This is a genomic window from Blastococcus deserti (assembly GCF_042682525.1).
Classification (GTDB): Bacteria; Actinomycetota; Actinomycetes; order Mycobacteriales; family Geodermatophilaceae; genus Blastococcus_B; species Blastococcus_B deserti.
Map to the genome: position 1 here is coordinate 472,831 of NZ_JBHUHP010000001.1, position 20,496 is coordinate 493,326.

The 20,496-nt window shown below is 74.7% G+C and carries 16 protein-coding genes; 10 read left to right on the top strand and 6 right to left on the bottom strand.

Annotated features, from left to right (window positions below):
* Positions 1-53 precede the first annotated feature (53 nt).
* From mtrB to hpf, 4 genes are all read left to right on the top strand, one after another.
* Positions 54-1,772: an MtrAB system histidine kinase MtrB gene (gene mtrB, locus ACFSHS_RS02290; protein WP_376871216.1), complete on the top strand. Its 1,719-nt coding sequence runs from the start codon at positions 54-56 to the stop codon at positions 1,770-1,772.
* Positions 1,769-3,541 carry an LpqB family beta-propeller domain-containing protein gene (locus tag ACFSHS_RS02295; RefSeq protein ID WP_376871219.1) on the top strand — a complete coding sequence of 591 codons (1,773 nt, stop codon included), beginning with the start codon at positions 1,769-1,771 and terminating at the stop codon, positions 3,539-3,541. Before mtrB ends, ACFSHS_RS02295 begins: the two co-directional genes overlap by 4 nt.
* A 199-nt stretch (positions 3,542-3,740) precedes the next feature.
* Positions 3,741-4,553 (top strand): ComF family protein, encoded by an 813-nt coding sequence (locus tag ACFSHS_RS02300; RefSeq protein ID WP_376871221.1) that lies wholly within the window; start codon positions 3,741-3,743, stop codon positions 4,551-4,553.
* Between the two features lie 39 nt (positions 4,554-4,592).
* Positions 4,593-5,276 (top strand): ribosome hibernation-promoting factor, HPF/YfiA family, encoded by a 684-nt coding sequence (gene hpf, locus ACFSHS_RS02305; RefSeq protein ID WP_376871223.1) that lies wholly within the window; start codon positions 4,593-4,595, stop codon positions 5,274-5,276.
* Between the two features lie 39 nt (positions 5,277-5,315).
* On the opposite strand, the gene ACFSHS_RS02310 is transcribed toward hpf, so the two are convergent.
* Positions 5,316-5,867 (bottom strand): GNAT family N-acetyltransferase, encoded by a 552-nt coding sequence (locus ACFSHS_RS02310; RefSeq protein WP_376871225.1) that lies wholly within the window; start codon positions 5,865-5,867, stop codon positions 5,316-5,318.
* A 66-nt stretch (positions 5,868-5,933) separates the two neighbouring features.
* On the bottom strand, positions 5,934-6,326 hold the full coding sequence (locus tag ACFSHS_RS02315; protein WP_376871227.1) for a pyridoxamine 5'-phosphate oxidase family protein: 393 nt from the start codon (positions 6,324-6,326) through the stop codon (positions 5,934-5,936).
* A 73-nt stretch (positions 6,327-6,399) separates the two neighbouring features.
* Between ACFSHS_RS02315 and secA the strand changes: the two genes are divergently transcribed.
* The gene (secA, locus tag ACFSHS_RS02320; RefSeq protein ID WP_376871229.1) at positions 6,400-9,480 is read left to right on the top strand and encodes a preprotein translocase subunit SecA; all 3,081 of its coding nucleotides are present in this window, start codon (positions 6,400-6,402) and stop codon (positions 9,478-9,480) included.
* Positions 9,481-9,631: 151 nt separating this feature from the next.
* On the opposite strand, the gene ACFSHS_RS02325 is transcribed toward secA, so the two are convergent.
* Positions 9,632-10,189 carry an Rv3235 family protein gene (locus tag ACFSHS_RS02325; protein WP_376871231.1) on the bottom strand — a complete coding sequence of 186 codons (558 nt, stop codon included), beginning with the start codon at positions 10,187-10,189 and terminating at the stop codon, positions 9,632-9,634.
* A gap of 55 nt (positions 10,190-10,244) precedes the next feature.
* Positions 10,245-11,024, bottom strand: coding sequence for a LysM peptidoglycan-binding domain-containing protein (locus ACFSHS_RS02330; RefSeq protein ID WP_376871233.1), 780 nt, complete (start codon positions 11,022-11,024; stop codon positions 10,245-10,247).
* Positions 11,025-11,114: 90 nt separating this feature from the next.
* Between ACFSHS_RS02330 and ACFSHS_RS02335 the strand changes: the two genes are divergently transcribed.
* Entirely contained in the window at positions 11,115-11,684 is a 570-nt protein-coding gene (locus ACFSHS_RS02335) for a hypothetical protein (protein ID WP_376871236.1), read from the top strand.
* A 40-nt stretch (positions 11,685-11,724) separates the two neighbouring features.
* Here the strand turns inward: ACFSHS_RS02335 and ACFSHS_RS02340 are convergent, their stop codons facing one another.
* Positions 11,725-11,982 (bottom strand): helix-turn-helix domain-containing protein, encoded by a 258-nt coding sequence (locus tag ACFSHS_RS02340; RefSeq protein WP_376871238.1) that lies wholly within the window; start codon positions 11,980-11,982, stop codon positions 11,725-11,727.
* 213 nt (positions 11,983-12,195) lie between these two features.
* On the opposite strand from ACFSHS_RS02340, the gene ACFSHS_RS02345 reads away from it, so the two are divergent.
* The 4 genes from ACFSHS_RS02345 to ACFSHS_RS02360 all read left to right on the top strand — a co-directional run bounded on the left by ACFSHS_RS02345 (position 12,196) and on the right by ACFSHS_RS02360 (position 16,237).
* Positions 12,196-12,939, top strand: coding sequence for an SAF domain-containing protein (locus tag ACFSHS_RS02345; protein ID WP_376871240.1), 744 nt, complete (start codon positions 12,196-12,198; stop codon positions 12,937-12,939).
* On the top strand, positions 12,939-14,234 hold the full coding sequence (locus ACFSHS_RS02350; protein ID WP_376871242.1) for an AAA family ATPase: 1,296 nt from the start codon (positions 12,939-12,941) through the stop codon (positions 14,232-14,234). The genes ACFSHS_RS02345 and ACFSHS_RS02350 overlap by 1 nt, the downstream gene beginning before the upstream one ends.
* 62 nt (positions 14,235-14,296) lie before the next feature.
* Positions 14,297-15,676, top strand: a complete 1,380-nt coding sequence (locus ACFSHS_RS02355; protein ID WP_376871245.1) for a WS/DGAT/MGAT family O-acyltransferase — start codon at positions 14,297-14,299, stop codon at positions 15,674-15,676.
* Between the two features lie 54 nt (positions 15,677-15,730).
* A complete protein-coding gene (locus tag ACFSHS_RS02360; RefSeq protein WP_376871247.1) occupies positions 15,731-16,237 on the top strand; it encodes a DUF6912 family protein in 507 nt (168 codons plus the stop codon).
* On the opposite strand, the gene ACFSHS_RS02365 is transcribed toward ACFSHS_RS02360, so the two are convergent.
* Positions 16,180-20,475: an FtsK/SpoIIIE domain-containing protein gene (locus tag ACFSHS_RS02365; protein WP_376871250.1), complete on the bottom strand. Its 4,296-nt coding sequence runs from the start codon at positions 20,473-20,475 to the stop codon at positions 16,180-16,182. The genes ACFSHS_RS02360 and ACFSHS_RS02365 overlap by 58 nt on opposite strands.
* Positions 20,476-20,496 lie beyond the last annotated feature (21 nt).

Here is a 20,496-nt window from a genome sequence, read left to right on the forward strand (position 1 = left end):
CGGAGCGGACCGCGGGCGCAAACCGGGTGCACCGTGACGGTCACACTGGGGTCGTGACCCGCACGTCCCTGCCCGAGCAGGCCACCGAGGCCCCCGCTTCGGTGCCCATCGCTCGCCCGCGTGGCAGCGCGCAGCTGGGCCGGGTCCGCAGGGGCCTGCGCCGTCGCGCGACCCTGTACCGCCGCTGGCTCCAGCGCACCGCGCGGCAGGCCTCCGCCCGAGCCGTGCACGCGTGGCGGTCCTCGCTCCAGGTCCGCATCGGCGCCATCACCATGGTGGTGGCGGGGACCGTGGTGGTCATCGTCAGCCTCGTGCTGTTCAGCCAGATCCGCGACCAGCTGCTGTCGGTCAAGGAGGAGGCGGCGATCGACCAGGCGCAGTCCGGCGTCCTGTACGCGCAGGGCCAGGTGGCCGCCATCGCCAGCGGAGACGGAGCCAGCGTCCGCTCGACCCTCGACCGCACGGTCAACGCGCTGCTGCAACGCGGGGGTGCGGCAGGTGACTTCGACGTGGTGATGGTGCACCGCACCGGGGACATCGAGCGCCCGTCGGCCAGCCGCCGTCCGGTCTTCGAGGCGCTGCCCCCCGACCTCCGCGCCGACGTCGCCTCCGGGGGGCAGTCCCGCAAGTACTCCCTGGTGCCCGACGCCTCGGGCGAGCCGCAGCCGACCCTCCTCGTCGGCGCGGCAGTGCCCAGCGACTCCGCCGGCGCCCAGCAGATCGAGCTCTACTACGCGTTCCCGCTCGAGCAGGAGGCGGAGAGCCTCTCGCAGATCCGCACGACGGTCATCATCAGCAGCGTCGCGCTCACGCTCTTCGTCGTGATGATCGCGGTCCTGGTCACCCGGCTGGTGGTCGATCCGGTCCGCCGGGCCGCCGGGACGGCGCAGCGGCTGGCCGAGGGGCAGCTGGAGGAGCGGATGGCCGTGCGCGGCGAGGACGACCTCGCCCGCCTGGCGACCAGCTTCAACGCGATGGCGGACAGCCTCCAGCGGCAGATCACCCAGCTGGAGGGTCTGTCGCAGCTGCAGCAGCGGTTCACCTCCGACGTGTCGCACGAGCTGCGGACGCCGCTGACGACCGTGCAGATGGCCGCCGACGTCCTGCACGAGGCGCGGGAGGACTTCCCCCCGCACGTGGCCAGGTCGGCCGAGCTGCTGCGCGCGGAGCTGGACCGGTTCGAGAGCTTGCTGACCGACCTGCTCGAGATCAGCCGGTACGACGCCGGGGCCGCCGTCCTCGATCCCGAGCCGACCGACCTCGGTGCGCTCGTGGAGCGTGTGGTCTCGGGCATGACGGCGCTGGCCCGGCGGCACGATTCCGAGCTCCGGGTGCGGCGGCCCGGCGAGGCGGTCATCGCCGAGGTCGACGCCCGGCGCGTCGAGCGGATCCTGCGCAACCTGGTGGGCAACGCGATCGAGCACGGGGCGGGGCGGCCCATCGAGATCACCCTGGCCGCCAACCGCACCGCCGCCGCGGTGACCGTGCGCGACCACGGGGTGGGGCTGAGCTCGGCGGAGGCCCAGCACGTGTTCGACCGGTTCTGGCGGGCCGACCCGTCGCGGGTGCGCACGGTCGGCGGGAGCGGCCTGGGCCTGTCGATCAGCCTCGAGGACGCGCGCCTGCACGGTGGCTGGCTGCAGGTCTGGGGGCAGCAGGGAGCCGGCGCGCAGTTCCGGCTGACCCTGCCCCTCACCGCGGGCGGCGAACTGATCAGCTCGCCGCTCCCCCTGCGGCCCGCCTTCATGCGCCGGCCGGGGAGGTCGGCGTGACGTGCCTCCGCGGCGCAGTCCGTGCCGCCGTCCGTGCCGCCGTCCGTGCCGCCGTCCGTGCCGCCGTCGTGCTCGCCCTGCTGCTCGCGCTGGGAGCCTGCTCAACGGTGCCCATGTCGTCGTCGACGGTCCAGATCACGCAGGCGCCCGCCCGCCCTGCGGAGGTCGTCGGGATCGAGCCGCTGCCGCCGGAGCGCGGCGCCACGCCCGAGGAGATCGTCCGGTCGTTCATCGACGCCGCGGCGAGCGTGCGGCCCGGTCATCCCGTGGCCCGCGAGCACCTGACCCCCGAGGCCGCGGGCTCCTGGTCCGACGAGGCCGACATCACCGTCATCAGCCCGGGCTACGCCACCGTGACCACCGAGACCGGTGCGGTGGAGGTGACGGCCAACCCCGTCGGGACGGTGGACGCGCGCGGGGTGTTCAGCGTGGCGGAGGCGGACACGTTCACCCGCCGGTTCACCCTCGAGCAGGTCCGGGACGAGTGGCGGATCACCGATCCGCCGGACGGCCTGATCATCCTGGAGCCCGACTTCCAGCGGGTCTACGAGGAGGTCGCCGCCTACTTCGTCGATCCGACCGGCCAGCGTCTGGTTCCCGATCCGCGGTACGTCATCGCGGGTGAGGCCCTGCCCACGGCGCTGGTCGAGCGCCTGCTGGCCGGACCGTCGGCGGCGCTGGCGGCGGGCGTCCGGAACCCGCTGAACGGCGCCCAGCTGCGCAGCGCGGTCACTCTCGACGGGCAGGCGGCCGTCGTGGACCTCACCGGCCTGCCCACCGAGCCGGCGCCGGTGCTGTCGGAGGTGGCCGCCCAGCTGGTCTGGACCCTCAGCCAGCTGCGCAACGTCCTCGTGCAGTCGGTCGAGATCCGGGTGGACGGCGAACCGGTCGGCATCGACGACGTGCCCGACGAGCAGACGGTCGAGCACTGGGCCGGCTTCGACCCCGACGCGGTGCCCCGGGAGTCCGTCGGGCACTACATCGAGGCCGGCGCGCTGCACACGGTCAGCGCGGGGGAACCCACGCCCGGCCCGGCCGGCACCGGCGTCTACGGCCTCAGCGAGGCCGCGGTCTCGATCGATCCGGCCACCGGCGAGCCGGATCTGCTCGTGGGCGTCCGGTCCGATGCCGGCGGCGCCACCCTGCTCGCCGGCCCCTACGCGGGCGACCTCGCTCCCGTGCTCAGCGCGGGGCGGGTGAGCGCCCCCACCGTGTCGGCGACCCGCTCGGAGGCGTGGGCGGTGGCCGACGGCACGTCGGTGGTGCGGGTGCAGCCCGGTGGCCCCCCGCAGCCGGTCACCACGCCCACCCTGCCGGGGCTGGGGCTGGCCGAGGTGCTCCGGCTGTCACCCGACGGGGTGCGGGCGGCCCTGGTCGTGGAGGGCCCCGGCGGCCGCAGCCTCTACGTCGGGACGGTGGTGCGCGCCGAGGACGGCAGCGTCGCCCTGCGGGACTTCCGGGCCGTCGCGCCGGACCTCTCTCGCGTCGTCGACGTCGCCTGGGAGGACAGCGCCAGCCTGCTCGTGCTGGCCGGTGACCCGGGGGAGGAGCGGATCGTGCCCTACGCCGTCGGGGTCGACGGCTGGGGACTGAGCGACGTGCCGACCGCCGGGCTGCCCAGCCAGCCACGCTCGATCGCCGCCGCGCCGAACAAGCAGCCCCTCGTCAACGCCGGCGGGACCATCTGGCAACTCGCCGGCGGCACGTGGGTCACCCTGGTGCGGGGCCAGGAGCCGCTTCCGGGAACGGCGCCCTTCTACCCCCTCTGAGGAAGGACCCCGTCCTCCTCACCGCTCGCGGGCTCGCGGCGAGCCTCTGGACGGGGCCATCGCACCGCTCGCAGGCTCGCGGTGGGCCCCTGCAGCCGGGTCGCACCTCGCAGGCCGGGCGCGAGTCCCGGGGACGGGGCCGCGTCCACAGATCGGCGGCAGGCGACCCGTGGAGGGCCGGCGGGCGTCAGGCTGGGGCGTGGCCAGGCCCGGGATCGCCGCGCTCCGGGCGGCGCTGGTGGACCTCGTGCTGCCGCGCGCCTGCGCCGGTTGCGGTGTCCCGAGCGCCGGACTCTGCCCCCGGTGCGGGCTGCTCCTGACCCGCGCCCGGACCGCCGCCCCGCGCCGCTTCCCCTGGGGCTTCCCACCGACGGTCGCGGCCGGCGCCTACGCCGGGCCGGTGCGCGCGGCGGTCCTGGCGTTCAAGGAGCGCGGTCGGGCCGAGCTCGCCGTTCCGCTGGGCGCGGCGCTGGCCCTCGCCGTCGCGGCCGTCGTCTCCGCCGTCCCCGGGCCACCGCGGCCGGTCGCCCTGGTACCGGTGCCCAGCTCGCGGCAGGCGCTGCGGGAGCGCGGACGGGACCACGTGCGCGAGCTGACCGCCCAAGCCGTCACCGAGCTGCGGCTGGCCGGCCTCCCGGCGGCCGAGGCCCGGCTGCTGCGGCGCCGGGGCCGGGTGCGGGACTCCGCCGGGCTCTCGGCGGCCCAGCGGCGGGCGAACCTGGCCGGGACCTTCGAGCGCTGCGCCACCCGGGGCCGGCCCCCCGCGGCAGCGCTGCTCGTCCTGGTGGACGACGTCGTCACCACCGGCTCGACCCTCACCGAGGCGGCCGCGGTGCTGTCCGGAACCGGGTCGGAGGGCGGGATGCCGCTACTGGCCGCGGTGGTGGCGGCCACGCCGCGCGCGGGTCGCGAGCCACCGCACGCAGCCGGGCGGGACCGCGCCCGGAACCGGCCCGAGATACTCCGGAGCGCACCTCTCGATCGACTGTCGGGACCCGGGAAGCAGGACTAGCGTCGAAGCGATCTGCAACCGGCTCAACCGGGAGGCCCCATGGAGATCGTGGTTCGAGGTCGCAACGTCGAAGTTCCGGAGCACTACCGCCAGCACGTGGAAGACAAGGTGGGTCAGCTCGAACGGTTCGACACCAAGCTGTCACGCATCGACGTCGAGCTCTTCCACGAGAAGAACCCCCGCCAAGCGGCGTCCTGCCAGCGCGTGGAGATCACGCTGCGCGGCAAGGGCCCCGTGGTCCGGGCCGAAGCCGCCGGCCCCGACTTCTACGCCGCGCTCGACCTCGCGTGCGGCAAGCTGGACAACCGGCTGCGCCGGGCGGCCGACCGCCGCCGCGTGCACCACGGTCGTCGCACCCCGCCCAGCGTCCGGATCTCCGGCAACACCGCCGCCGACGTGGACGCCACCACCGCGCTCGAGCTCGACCGCCAGCTCGCGGAGGGGCCACACGTGACCGATCTCGACGAGCACCTGCCCGGTCGGATCGTCCGCGAGAAGCACCATCCCGCCACCCCGATGACCGTCGACCAGGCGTTGCACGAGATGGAGCTGGTCGGTCACGACTTCTTCCTCTTCCAGTGCGCCGACACCGGTCGGCCCACGGTCGTCTACCGCCGGCACGCCTACGACTACGGCCTCATCCGGCTGACCGAGGTGTCGGAGAACGGGGCCGCCCCGGCGTCGGCCCGCACGGCCCAGCCCGAGGCCGTCCCCACCGCCTGAACGAGGGCGGGAGGGCGGCCGGCCGCCCTCCCGCCCGCCTCAGTCGCCGGAGACCCGGCCGAACAGTGCCGCGTCACCGCGGCTGCCGTCCCGGTACTGCAGGCAGCGGCGCACCACACCCTCCTGCGCGAACCCCGCCTTCCGGGCCACGGCCAGCGAGGCCGTGTTGCGCACGTCGGCGAACAGGTGGACGCGTGGCGCCCCGTGGGCCAGCCCCCACTCCGCGAGCGCCCCGGCCGCCTCGGCGGCGTAGCCCCGGCCACGAGCCCACGGCGCGATCCAGTAACCGATCTCCGGCCCCAGCCGGCCGGTCACGAAGTGCAGGCCGCAGGCGCCCACGAGCTCCCCGTCCGCCTCGGCGATCGTGGTCAGCGCGCGACCGTCGGCCCGCTCGCCGGGCGCGATCTCCTCGACGAAGGCCCGCGCGCTCTCGCGCGTGTAGGGCTCCGGCAGCGCGAGCAGCCACCGCTGTGCCTCCGGGTCCTGGCAGGCGCGGTAGACGGGGTCGGTGTCCTCCGGCCGCGGCGGGCGCAGCAGCAGCCGTTCGGTGCGCACCGTCTCCGTGGTCAGGTCGACGCCGGTGAGTTCCACGTGCCCATCATGGCCGCCTCCGAGGCCCCGTCCCGAGCGTGCGAAGGGCGGGGAGGAGGTCCTCTTTCAGGCGTTGCCCAGCATCCGGTCGACCGATATCTCCAGGACGACGCGGTTCGGGTTCTCGCGAGGCTGCCGGTACCGCTGCGCGTAGCGGGCGACCGCGTCGGCGACCGATGCCGGGTCCTCGCGCACCACCGCCGTGCCCTCGAGGGTCATCCAGCGGCGGCCGTCGACCTGGCAGACCGCCACCCGTTGCTGCCCGGCGCGGACGTGCCGGGCCTTCGCCGAGGTTCCCGAGGTGATGACCCGGGCGGTCCCCGTCGCGGCGTCGTACGTGACGCCGACCGGGACCACGTGCGGGCTGCCGTCGGGGCGCAGCGTGGTGAGGGTGGCCAGGTGCCGCTCGGTGAGGAACTCCAGCGCGCGGGGTCCGAGGTCGTGGGGAAGGTGGGGCACGCGGGAAGGCTACGGAAGGGATGCCCGGGTCGTTGTGGCTGATCCGGCTGCGATCGCCGCCTACGCTGGGGTCGTGGTGCTACAGAAGCTTCTCCGTGCCGGTGAGGGCAAGCTCCTCCGTCGGCTGTCCAAGATCGCCGACGCGGTCGAGTCCTACGCCGACGAGGTCGGCGCGCTCACCGACGCGGAGCTGCGGGCCAAGACCGACGAGTTCAAGGAGCGGTACGCCGACGGCGAGTCCCTCGACGTGATGCTGCCGGAGGCGTTCGCCGTCGTCCGCGAGGCGGCGACCAGGACGCTGGGGCAGCGGCACTACCGCGTGCAGATCATGGGCGGCGCCGCGCTGCACCTGGGCAACATCGCGGAGATGAAGACCGGTGAGGGCAAGACCCTCACCGGTGTGCTGCCGGCGTACCTGAACGCGCTCACCGGCAACGGCGTCCACGTGGTCACCACGAACGACTACCTCGCCTCGCGCGACGCCGAGTGGATGGGCCGGGTGCACCGCTTCCTCGGCCTGAGCGTCGGCACGATCATCTCCGGCCAGCGGCCCGACGTCCGCCGCCAGCAGTACGCCTGCGACATCACCCACGGCACCAACAACGAGTTCGGCTTCGACTACCTGCGCGACAACATGGCGTGGAGCAAGGCCGACCTGGTGCAGCGCGGCCACCACTTCGCGATCGTGGACGAGGTCGACTCGATCCTCATCGACGAGGCCCGCACCCCCCTGATCATCAGCGGCCCGGCCGAGACCAGCGCCAAGTGGTACGCGGAGTTCGCCCGCATCGCGCCGATGCTCAAGCGCGACGTCCACTACGAGGTGGAGGAGGGCAAGCGCACCGTCGCCATCACCGAGGAGGGCGTGGAGTTCGTCGAGGACCAGCTCGGCATCGACAACCTCTACGAGGCGGCCAACACCCCGCTGATCAGCTACCTGAACAACTCGCTCAAGGCCAAAGAGCTGTTCCACCGCGACCAGCAGTACATCGTCAGCAACGGCGAGGTGCTCATCGTCGACGAGTTCACCGGCCGCGTGCTGGCCGGCCGCCGCTACAACGAGGGCATGCACCAGGCCATCGAGGCCAAGGAGAAGGTGCAGATCAAGGACGAGAACCAGACGCTCGCCACGATCACCCTGCAGAACTACTTCCGGCTCTACGAGAAGCTGTCCGGGATGACCGGTACGGCCCAGACGGAGGCCGCCGAGCTCAACCAGACCTACAAGCTGGGCGTCGTCCCGATCCCGACCAACCGGCCGATGATCCGGCAGGACCGCTCCGACGTCATCTACAAGACGGAGAAGGCCAAGTTCGAGTCCGTCGTCGAGGACATCGCCGAGCGGCACGAGGCCGGGCAGCCGGTGCTCGCCGGTACGGCGAGCGTCGAGAAGTCCGAGATCCTCTCGAAGTACCTGCTCAAGCGGGGCATCAAGCACGAGGTGCTGAACGCGAAGAACCACGCGCGCGAGGCCGCGATCATCGCCCAGGCCGGACGCCTGGGCGCGGTCACGGTGGCCACCAACATGGCCGGCCGCGGCACCGACATCGTGCTCGGCGGCAACCCGGAGTTCATCGCCGACCAGAACCTGCGTGCCCGCGGCCTGTCGCCGGCGGAGACGCCGGAGGAGTACGAGGCGGCCTGGGACGACGCGCTGGCCGAGGCCAAGGCGCAGGTCAAGGCCGAGCACGAGCAGGTCGTCGAGGCCGGTGGCCTGTACGTGCTGGGCACCGAGCGACACGAGAGCCGCCGCATCGACAACCAGCTGCGCGGCCGGTCGGGCCGGCAGGGCGACCCGGGGGAGTCGCGGTTCTACCTGTCCCTCGGTGACGACCTGATGCGCCGGTTCAACGGCCCGATGCTCGAGTCGATGATGAACACGCTCCGGGTGCCCGACGACCAGCCGATCGAGTCGAAGATGGTCAGCCGGGCGATCCTCTCGGCGCAGACCCAGGTCGAGCAGCAGAACTTCGAGGTCCGCAAGGACGTCCTGAAGTACGACGAGGTGCTCAACCGTCAGCGCACCGTCATCTACGACGAGCGGCGCAAGGTCCTCGACGGCGCGGACCTGCACGTGCAGATCCAGTCGATGGTCGACGACGTCATCAGCGCCTACGTCGACGGTGCCACCGAGACCGGCTACGCCGAGGACTGGGACCTCGAGCAGCTGTGGACCGGCCTCAAGGCGCTCTACCCGGTGCGCCTCACCATCGAGGAGCTCCTGGACGAGGTCGCGGACGGCGACCGGTCCAACCTGTCCGCCGACGCCCTCAAGGCCGAGCTGCTGGACGACGTGCACCGGGCATACGAGGAGCGGGAGTCCTCGCTGGGCTCGGAGGTCATGCGGGAACTGGAGCGGCGGGTGCTGCTGTCGGTGCTCGACCGCAAGTGGCGCGAGCACCTCTACGAGATGGACTACCTGCGGGCCGGCATCCACCTGCGCGCGATGGCCAACCGCGACCCGGTCGTGGAGTACCAGCGCGAGGGCTACGACATGTTCATGGCGATGCTCGACGGCATCAAGGAGGAGTCCGTCGGCTTCCTGTTCAACCTCGAGGTGAAGACCAAGGAACAGCAGGACGCCGAGGCGAAGGCCAAGCAGGCCGAGGCCGAGGCCGCCGCGCTGGCCGCCGCACAGGAGGGCACCAAGCGGGTGCTCGCCCGCCAGGCCGCCGAGGCCAGGCTCGCGGCCGCCGGCCAGACGGCGGCCGCGCCGGCCTCCGGCAACGGCACGGCCGGGGCGCCCTCGGGCAACGGGACGGCGGCACCGACGCCGGCCGCGGGCAGCGGGACGGCGGCACCGACGCCGGCCTCGGGCAACGGGACGGCGGCGGCGGGCAACCGGGCGGCGGCGCCGACGGCCCGCCGCAGGGGCAGGCCGGCCGCACAGCCGGCGGTGGCCCAGGCCGCTCCGGTCACTGCCTCGGGCACGGGGCCCGAGCTCGACGTCAAGGGGCTGGAGGCCCCCCGGCGCGGTCCGGAGCAGCTCAGCTACTCCGCGCCCAGCCTCGACGCCTCACCCAAGGAGGGCGGCCCCGCCAAGGCGGCGAAGTCGGCGACGGTCACCGGCACCAAGGAGACCCCGCGCAACGCGCCGTGCCCCTGCGGCTCGGGCAAGAAGTACAAGCAGTGCCACGGAGCCGCGGGTCGCTGACAGCGGCACCGGAAGGACCCCACTGCCCACCGTCCGCAGGCCCGCGGTCGGCCCTGCGGCTGGGCCTCACCTCGCACCCTCGGGGCACGCCTCTGGACGGTGCCACGACCGCGCCCCCGCCGATCGGATCGGCGGGGGCGCGGTGCGTTCGTCAGCCGATCTGCAGTGCGGTGCACCGCCACCGTCCGTCGATGCCTTCCAGCCGGGCGGCGACGGCGTGGGCGCGGCCACCCCGGCGGACCACGGCGCTGACCTCCGCCACACCGTCGACGGGCTCGCAGACGTGCACCCGGCCCACGAGGAGTGGCGCCGATCCCTCGGCGCACCAGCGCGGACGCCGGCCCTCGGTCAGGGCGGTGAACACGCGCAGGGAAGTCATGGGTCGCAGCTGGCCGATCGCCCTGCGTCCGGCCAGCGCCTCGAGGGCGCAGGTGATCACGCGACGCCCGGCCTCCCGCACATCCGGCAGGTCGGCGCGCACCGACCACGTCGGGCCGAAGTCGTCGTCCGGCCGACCGGCGGCTCGCCCGGTGCTCGGCCGCGGACCGGGCCGGTGCGCCGGGCGGGGGGCGGCGATACCGGGCAGGACCAGCCGGAGCGGGATCCGTTCGTCCTCCAGCGGCGGCTGCGGGGTCGGCACCAGGACCAGCCGGAGCGGCGCTCCGTCGGCGGCCGATCGCTGGTCCGGGGCACGGTGGGAGGCGGTCATCGGGAGCTCCGGGGGATCGGGTCGGTGGAGGGACGCGGCTGTCGGCGGGCGCTGCTCACGCGGGCCCCGGCGGGCGCAGCACCTGGCCAGGGAGCAGGCGGTCGGGGTCGGGGCCGATGACGTCGGCGTTGGCCGTCCACCAGGCGTGCACCGCCCGGGCGATCTCGCCGTCGGTCGGCGACCGGTCGGACTGCTCGAGCAGCCGTGCGGCGGCGACGTGCCAGAGGCAGTCACCGCGCACGACGACGTGCGAGCCCGTTCCGCCGGAGGCTGCTGAGACACCGGGCCAGTCCGGTACCTGTTCAGGCTTCGACACGGGGATGCCGGGTGCGGTGGCGGGCGGGACAGCCGGGGACGGCGTCGCAGGACCGGGCGCCGGGGTGTCGGCTGCCGACGTGCTCGACGCCGAGGCGGCCGGCCAGTCGGGCACGGCAGTGGCGGGAGCGGCGGCCACGGCGGGCGTGGGGAGCACCGTGGAACTCAGGACCGAGGGTGCCGTCACGCCGAGCCCGAGTCCCAGGAGCAGCGCGGCACTGCGGCGAGCGCCGGCCGGCAGGACCACCCGCGTGGCCAGTCCGGCGATGCCGCCGACCATGCCGGGGACGGCGGAGGCGGCGGTGAGGGTGAGGCCGAGGACACCCCAGGACCAGACCCCCCAGGCCAGGACGCCGGCGGCGGCCACCACCAGGGCGTCGGGACCGGCGATGTCCACGGTCCGCTGGGGCGAGGCCAGCGAACCGGCCATGTCGCCGAACGCCGGAGTCAGGGCCGACAGCCCGAGCGCCACGAGCGCCATGGCGGCCCCTGTGACTACCAGCCGACGTATCGACATCATGCCTCCTCCGTTGACGTCGTCAAACTAAAGCAAGCAAACACGAGCAAACGCAAGCAAAGCTGTGGATCTACGCTCGATCGGGAGGTGTACATGCGTTGGCAACAGCTGTTCGACGACCTGCGTGCGCAGTTCGACGCGGAGGAGGCGGCGGCCGAACGGGCCGAGGACGGGTCCCGGGCGCGCGCCGAGATGGGCGCGATCCGGCTGACCGACCGGCTGGCGGCATCGGTCGGGCTGCCCCTGACGGTGGGAGTTCGCGGCGCGGGTCACATCGCCGGCATCGTCGCCGGCGCAGGGCCGGACTGGGTCCTGCTGGAGGACGGCCAGGGGCGGGAACAGCTGGTGGCGCTCGCCGCGGTCACCAGCGTGGCCGGGCTGGGTCGGCGCACCGCCGTGCCGGAGAGGGATGGAGCCGTCCGGGTGCGATGGGACCTGCGCCGTGCGCTGCGCGGACTGGCGCGGGACCGCAGTGCCGTGCAGATCGTCCTGGACGACGGCGGAACGCTGACCGGGACACTGGACCGGGTGGGTGCCGACTACGTGGAGGTCGCCCTGCACCCGGTGGACGAGCCACGCCGGAGCGAGGCGGTGCGCGGGGTGCGCGCCGTCGTCACCGACGCGATCGCCGTGGTGCGGACCGCGATCCCGGCCCTGGGCTGAGGCGGCCCCGACAACGGGGCGGGGTGGGGCCGCTGGCCGCTCAGGAGCGAGAGGCGTTCCCGCTGGGCACGTCGGCGTCGGTGGCCGCTCCCTCGGGCGGCACGGTTCCCGCTCGCGCCTCGGCGTACTTCTGCTGGATGAAGCGCTCGAGCTCGTCGACCTCGACCCGCCACTGGCCGCGGCCACCGATCTGGATCGCGATCAGCTCCTTGCGGCGCACGAGAGCGTACGCCTGGGACCACGAGACGTTGAGGATCTCCGCGACGTCGTCGAGGGTCAGGAAGCGGGGCGTGGGCATCGGGTCGTCTCCGTCCGTTCCCGGTCAGTCTGTCAGCCCGTCCGGGCACGGGTGACATTTCCCCACACTCGAACGTGTGGATGGCGAGTGCGCGCGAACGCACGCATGACGCATCATTCGCACTCGAACGCCGTCGAGCCGGTTCATCGGCGAGCGACACGCCCTGTCGCCGGCGTCTGTGCGCCGGAGGGCGCTGGGAGAGGTGAGCGTGCAGTGACCGCCGTCCGGGAGCCGGCCGCCCCGTCCGCCGGGGTGCAGGCGCTCCCCGGGCCGACGCCGCGGCGGGTTCGTCCACCTCGCTGGCTGGATCTGCGGCTGGTGCTCGGGGTGCTGCTCGTACTCGCCTCGGTCCTGCTCGGCGCCCGCATCGTGAGCGCCGCCGACGCCACCGTGCCGGTGTGGGCGGTCACCGACGACCTCGCCGCGGGCACGGAGCTGACCGCTGACGATCTCGTGGCCGTCGACGTGCGGCTGGACGACGTCGCGGGCGCCTACCTGTCCACCGGCACCCGTCCGGAGGGCCGGATCCTGGCCCGCGCAGTGCGCGAGGGGGAGCTGCTGCCCCGCACCGTGCTGGAGAAGGCCGACGAGCTCGTGCAGCTGGCGTTGCCGGTGCAGTCGGGGTACGTGCCGCCGGGGCTGCAGCGTGGCCGGCTGGTCGACGTCTACGCGGTGGCCGACCCGGCCGCCGGTGCCACGGCGGTGGCCGACGGCAGCGTCACGCCGGTGGTTCGGCGGGCACCGGTCCAGTCGATCTCCGGGCGCTCCGAGGGAGTGCTGTCCACGCCCATGACCGCGGTGCAGGTCGTGGTGGCGGTCGCCTCCGAGGACGCGGCCGACGTGCTGGCAGCCATCGCGGGGCGCCCGCTGGTCGTGGTGGTCCACGAGTCGGTGGACACGGGGGAGGGCGCGGCGGCCGGTGGGATGACGTCCGACCCGTCGGGTCCGACGGACTGATGGCACTGCAGGTCTTCACCGCGGTCACCGGCGCGGCCTGGGAGTCGGAACTCGTGGGGGCGCTCGACCGGGCCGACCACGGGGTGAGCGTCGTGCGCCGGTGCGTCGACGTCTCGGAGCTGCTCGCCGTCGCGGCGACCGGAACGGGACAGGCGGCGCTCCTGTCCGCAGAACTGCGCCGCCTGGACGGGGACGCCGTCGCCCGGCTGGAGGCCGCCGGGGTGGCGGTCGTGGGCCTGGTCGACCCCGGGGACGAGCGCGCCGCCGATCGGTTGCGGCAGATCGGCGTGCGGCGGGTCCTGCCGGCCGACGCCGAGCCCGACGCCATCGCGGCGGCCCTCCGTGAGGCGGTCGCCGGCGGGTCGGCGCCGAACCGGGACGTGGCCGACACCCGGGCTGCGCTGCCGGTGCCGGGCATGCCCGACGACCCGGAGGAGCGGCCGGCGGGTCGCGGCCGGGTGGTGGCTGTCTGGGGGCCGACCGGGGCGCCCGGACGGACCACCGTCGCCGTCGGTGTCGCCGACGAGCTCTCCCGGCTCGGGCTGTCCACGCTGCTGGTGGACGCCGACGTCTACGGCGGGGTGATCGCCCAGATGCTGGGTCTGCTCGACGAGTCGCCCGGCCTGGCCGGCGCGGCCCGGCTCGCGGCGGGCGGCTTCCTCGACTCCGCCGGGCTCGTGCGGCTGGCGTGGGCGGTCCGCCCCCACCTGCGCGTGCTCACCGGGCTGGCCCGCGCCGACCGCTGGCCGGAGCTGCGGCCGCGCGCGGTCACCTCGGTCCTCGAGGAGGCCCGCAGGCTCGCCGCCATGACGGTGGTCGACTGCGCATTCAGCCTCGAGGACGACGAGGAGCTCTCCTTCGACACCGCGGCGCCCCGACGCAACGGGGCGACGCTCGCGGCGCTCGAGGCAGCCGACACGGTGCTGTGCGTGAGCGGTGCCGACCCGGTGGCGCTGCAGCGGACCATCAGGGCACTCGACGGGCTGCGCGAGGTGCTGCCGGACGTCGACCCGGTCCTGGTCGTCAACCAGGTGCGGCGGGGACCGGTGCCCGGAGATCCACGGCGGGAGATCGCCGCTGCCCTCGAACGCTTCACCGGCCGCGAGGTGGGCTTCTTCCTGCCCGCCGACCGGCGGGCCACCGACGCGGCGCTCGCCGGCGGCCGGACGCTCGCGGAGGTGGCCGGTGGATCTCCCCTGCGGGTCGAACTCCGGGCGCTGGCCGCGGCGCTGGCGGAGGTCCCCCTTCCCGTGGGGCGACGGCGGGGGATTCTCCGTGCTCCCGTGACGGGATGACCCTCGAGGCTGTGCGCACGGCGCCCGCGCCGTAGCGTGACCCACGGACCCCGAGGAGACCGATGGTCGAGCGGCTGACGAGCCTGGACGCGTCCTTCCTGTACTTGGAGGAGCCGGACACCCCGATGCACGTCGGCGGGGTGCTGATCCTCGAGCGGCCGCCGGGGGGCGTCGAGGCACTCGCCGACCTGGTGGCGGCGCGGTTGCCGCTCGTCCCGAGGTACCGGCAGCGGGTGGCGGAGGTGCCCGGCCACCTCGCCAACCCGGTGTGGGTCGACGACTCGGACTTCGACCTCACCTACCACGTCCGCCGGTCCGGGCTTCCCCGGCCGGGTACCGAGACGCAGTTGCTGGATCTGGTGTCGCGGCTGAACTCGCGACCGCTGGACCGGCGCCGTCCCCTGTGGGAGGCGTATCTGGTCGAGGGACTCGCCGGGGACCGCGTCGCGGTGGTGACCAAGACGCATCCCGCGCTCGTCGACGGCCTCAGCGCTCTGGACATCGGCCAGGTGCTGCTCGACGTGGATCCGGAGGCTCCGACGCCGCCGGCCGGGGAGTGGCACCCCCAGCGCCCGCCCAGCGGCGTCCAGCTCGTGTGGCAGGCACTCGACGAGTACGCCCGCCGGCCCTCGGCGGTCGTGGACACCGCGCGAGGTGCGGTCACCGACGTCCGGTCCACCGCGGCGCGGCTGACCGGAGTGGCCGGTGGGCTCCTCCGCACCGCGCGGAAGGCCATCATGTCGGCGCCGCCGAGCCCGCTGAACACGTCGGTGGGCCGCCAGCGCCGGGTCGCGGTCGCGCGGGCGGAGCTCGACGACCTCAAGAGGATCCGCAAGGCCCACGGCGGAACGGTCAACGACGTCCTGCTGACGGTGGTCACCGGTGCGCTGCGGGAATGGCTGCTCTCCCGGGGGGAGCCGGTTGTCGCCGGTACGACGGTGCGTGCGCTCGTACCGGTCTCGGTCCAGGACGAGGACGGCGCTGAGGGGAACCGGGTGTCGTCGTACCTGGTCGACCTTCCGGTGGGTGAGCCCAACCCCCGGGTGCGGCTGGCGCGGCTGAGCTATGCGATGCGGGGGATCGCGCTGCACGGTCAGTCGGTGCGTGCGGACAGTCTCATCGCCCTGACCGGGTTCGCGCCCCCCACGCTGCACGCCTTGGGCGCCCGCGCGGCGCGGGGTCTGTCCCGCCGGCTGTTCAATCTGGTGGTCACGAACGTGCCCGGACCGCAGCTGCCGCTCTACGCGGCGGGCAGCCGGATGCTCGAGGTGTTCCCGGTCGTGCCACTGGCCCGTGGACAGGGGCTCTCGATCGGGATGACCAGCTACGACGGCCGGGTCTACTTCGGGCTGAACGCCGACCGGGACGGCGTCGGTGACGTCGACGTGCTGGCCGACCTCATCGAGCAGGAGGTCGGCGAGCTGGTGGAGACGGCGGGCTGAGGACCGGTCCGGGATACGGTCGCTCTCTCGACGAAGGGAGCGATCCGGGTGCGCGTGTACCTGCCTGCCACCACGACGGTCCTGCGGACGCTGGTGGACGACGGGGCCCTGCCCGGCCCCCACACCGTCTTCGCGGTCACTCCGCAGCTGCGGGAGTTCTACGAGCTCAGCGACGCCGAGACCGACATGGAGGAACTCGAGTACGCCGCTCTGCTGGCCGCGGCGCGGGCAAGCCTGCGGCTGATCGACGTCGATCCCGGCGCGGCGCGACGGCGTGTCGTCGTGGCGGCCGACGTCCCCGATGTCGCCGTCCGACCGATCGACGACCCGGACACCGACCGCGGCGCGGCGCGGGTCGAGGCCGACATCCGGATGCGGGACGTGGCCAGCGCGCACATCGACGGTGCCGACGCGGAGGACGACGTGCGGGCCGCCGTGAACGTCGTGCTCGAGGCCGACCTCGGCAGCGAGGAGGCACAGTTCGTCGTCGACCAGGCGGAGGGTCACGAGCTGGCCTGGTACGCGAGCCAGGAGCTGGGTCCGGCACTCGACCTGCTGTGAACGGCTGACGGTTGGGTCGTGCCGGTGGGCGGATGCCCCCGGCGAGCCACCTGCACCCGGTGCAGGGCGGCCCCGGACGCCAGCCAGCCGCTCCCCGGCCGGTGAGGGACCGGCGTGCGGGGCAGCCGGATGCCGAGCAGGTCCGCGTCGCCGGGACCGGGGCAGAGCAGGAGACCCGCGCGGCCGCGGCGCAGCGCCGCCACCGGTCCCTGGTAGTGGGCCGACAGCTGCGCGGCGGACGCGGCGGCGATGAGGACCACCCGTCCGTGAGCGGCGGCGGCGGTCGCCCGGGTGAGCGCCGGTCCCTCCGTGGGAGCGCCCACGTCATCGGCGATCACCACGCCGATCGCGTCTCCCAACCCGTCGGCCCAGGCGGCCGCGCCCGCCACGTCGGCCGGATCCAGCCACTCGGCGTCCGGGATGTCCGTCGCAGGCACTCCGCTCGGCCGGCCGACGACGAGGACCGACGCACCGAGCGCCCGGACGTGCCGGCCGAAGGCGGTCAGCGCGGTCGAGCGGCCGCTGGCGGGTGGACCGGTCACCAGCAGCCCCCCGGTGCGCGTGAGATCCACCGTCAGGGGCCGGCCCTCGTCCCCACCCGGCCCGACCGGCAGGACCAGGGCGCCCGCACGGTCTGCCGGCGGGTCACCGACCGGCACGGGCAGCCACGGATCGGGCGGCAGCTCCACGATGCGCAGTGGCGTGGGACGGACCGCAGCCCGCGCGGGCGCCGGCACGGGTGGGCGGGGCAGCGCGATCTGGCACTCCCGGGCGTCCTCGCCGAGCAGCGCCCGGCCCGGGGGCCGGTGCCCGGGCACGCTGCGGGCGGGGATCCCGGCGACGGCATAGTCGGCGCGGTCCGGAAGCGGGAGGACGAGGCGCCGGCGGGCGACCGCGGCCAGCCGGCCACCGGGAAGCAGGCGATCGGCGGTGGCGACGCAGGTCAGGCCCACCGCCGCGCCGTCACGCATGAGCCGGAGGAGGCTCGCCGACCCACGACCGGGATCCGTCTCGTCCAGGAGGGTCATCACGGCCTCGACGCCGTCGATCAACAACAGGATTGCGGGTCCCGTGCCACCGACCGCCCGGCGGCCGGCCACCTCCTGGCTCAGCCGGTCCACCAGCCGGACCGTGCGCAGTGCGTCCTCGCCCCCGACGACGGTCCCGGCGTGCGGCAGTGGTGCGACCTCCGCCGTCAGGCCACCGCCGCCGGTCTCCAGGACGTGCACGTGCACCTCCTCGGGCCCGAACCGCCGCACGGCCTCGCCGAGCACCCGCCGGAGCACCGTGGTGCGCCCGCTGCGCGCACCACCGACCGCGAGCCAGGTACCGCCCTCCGTGAGGTCGAGCTCCAGGAGCTCCTGCGCCTGGATGTCGGGACGGTCGACGACCCCCAGCCGGAGGGGCGGCCGATCCTCGTCCGCGTGCGCGCCCTCGCCGTCGAGTGCGCCCGGGTCGATCCGGTCCGGCAGAGGCGGACGCCACGGCCGGTGGGGTCGTGGCGTGCCGGAGGACCCGGTGTGCCTGATGAGAGCGCGGCACAGCCGGGTCAGGTCGGTGTCGGGGCTGCCCGGCGGATCGTCCGGTCCCGGCTGCGCGGTCGAGGGCCACGTCCACCGGCGCGCGGTGGGTCGGCTCGTCGTCCGCAGCGGACTCGGCCCCGCCACCCGGGCGACCTGGAGGGCGACGGGCGCGTCACTCCCCGACCGCAGCCAGGCGCGGCCCGGCACGTCGAGGGGGAGATGAGCCGCCTGCGGGCTGCCCAGGACGTCCCGGGACTCCGCCTCGTCAGTGGTCCGCAGGCAGATCCGCAGGCTGCAATTGGCCCGGATCTCGGGTGACACGACCCCGCTGGGCCGCTGGGTCGCCAGGACCAGGTGCACACCGAGCGAGCGGCCGCGCTGGGCGATGGCCACCAGACCTGGCACGAACTCCGGGAGCTCCTCGGACAGTCCGGCGAACTCGTCCACGACGATCACCAGACGAGCGAGCTCGACCGCCTCGGGCAGCAGGGCGATGTCGGCGACCTGATGGGCGGCCAGGACGGCCTCCCGGCGGGTCAGTTCGGCGGCCAGCGAGCGCAGCGCCCGGGCCGTGGTCCGGCCGTCCAGATCGGTGACCAGTCCGACGGTGTGCGGCAGCGCGGCGGCCTCCGCGAACGCCGCCCCTCCCTTGTAGTCGACCAGGAGGAAGGAACAGCGATCGGGCGGATGGTGCATGGCGAGCCCGGCGATGAGCGTCTGCAGCAGCTCGGACTTGCCCGACCCGGTCGTGCCCGCGATGAGCGCGTGCGGTCCCTGGCGGCAGAGGTCCAGCTCCAGCGGGCCGTGTGCCGTGCGTCCCACGGCCGTGAGCAGTCGGTCCCGTGCGCGGGTCCAGGAGCCGGTGACCCGCTCGGCGTCGTCCACCCGCAGTCCACCGGTCGCCAGCTCCAGGAGGCGCACCCGGCGGGGCAGGTTGCTCTCACCGGTCAGCGGCTCGAGCGGGGCCAGATCGCGGGACAGTGCCGCGGCGAGGTCGGCGGGAAGCCGGTCGACGGTCACCGTGTCGCGGTCGGGGGCTCCCTGCCGGCTCAGCACGCCGACGTCGCCGGTCTCCCCGGACAGGCGCAGGACGGCGTCGACGTCGACCGGTACCTCCCCGGCGCTGTCGGCCACGGCGACCGCCACGATCCCGACGTCCCGGCCGGCGCGCAGGGCGGCCGAGGCACGGGGGTCGAGCGGGCAGTCGGCGAGCACGACCAGGCAGCCCGGCACCGGTGCAGCGCCGGACGCGCCCGGCCGGCCGGCGGTCACCGCGCGCCGCGCCGCGGTGAGGGCGACCAGCCGCGCGTGGAGGTCGTCGTCCGGGGCGTCGGCCGAGGGGGACCGACGGGGGGCGACGACGCGGACGGACGCGGGCTCCAGGTGGGGCAGCCAGCGTGCCCAGGTCCAGTCGTCCAGCCGGTCGGCCGTCACGAGCAGCAGCAGATCCACCTCTCCCGGCGGGTGCAGCGAACAGAGCTGGGCCACCACGGAGGTCAGGACGCCCAGGGCCCGTTCCCTCGGTCCGATGACCGCCAGCCCGCCCGTGCTCCGGAGGTCGACGACGACGGGAAGGTGCGCCGCGGTCTCCCGCGTCCGCGTGCCCTCACCGTCGATGCGGACCACCCGGGTCGGTCCGGGGCCGGTGCCGAGGCGCACGCTCAGCGCCTCGTCGTCGCCGCGTCTCCGGGTCCACAGCAACGAGGTGTGCCTGCGCGCGGCCGTGGCCAGGGCGGCGAGATCGGGGTGTGCCAGTTCGGTGGCCCGGACGTGCGCGCCCACCGCCTCCGCGAGCCGGATCTCGGCGGCCTCGACCGCGAGCGCGTGCGCAGCGGCCTCACGGCGCCCGCTGCGCCGGCCCGACCATCGCTCCGACAGCCAGGTCCCCAGCGCGACCACCGGGCTCAACAGGGCGAAGAACAGGAACGTGGGTGTGTGCAGCAGCCAGGCCATCACCGCGCCGCCCACCGCAGGAAGGGCGACGGCCACCCAGGCCAACCGGCGTCGGGGCGGCGGCGCCGGTGGGCGGGGAAACCGCACCTCGACCTCCACCGGGGGTGGGCTCATGCGGGGCGCGGGACGCAGACGCCGGCGGCCGTCCGGGCCGTCCTCGGTGGTGGCGGCCGGTGCGGCCGGTCCGGCGAGGCCCATGGCGGTCGCCCCCGCCCGCAGGACCACCCCGACGGGCCAGCTCCGGGGCCGGGCGTCGAGCTCGATGCCGTCCAGCCGGCTTCCGTTGCTGGATCCGAGATCGGCCACCGTGACCGCGCCCTCGCCGACCCGCACCGACGCGTGCCGGCGGGACACGTCGGGATCGTGCAGCCGGATCGCGGTGTCGCCACTGCGGCCGATGACGTGGTGCCCCCGACCGAGCGGTACCGACCGTCCGGCGTCGGGCCCGCCGACGACGTGCAGCTCCAGCGCGCTCGACGGCCGGCCGGAATGCTCGCGGGCGGCCGGTCGGCCCAGACCGAGGACGGCGCCGTGGTCGAGCGCGGCGGCGGTCAGGGGAAGGTCGTCGGGCAGCCGCGCCGAGCCGGCCCACAGGCCGTCCACCTGCCGGCCCACGACCTGGCCGATCGCGGGCAGCACGTCGGCGAGCCGGTGCCGTGGTGCGGCGGTGACCTCGACGTCGAGGGTTCCCGTACCGCCGCACAGGGTCCAGCAGCGGGTGGCCGGCGTGCCCGGGCCGTCGCCGGAGGAGGAGTCGCTCACGGCGCGATCGTGTCCGCTGGA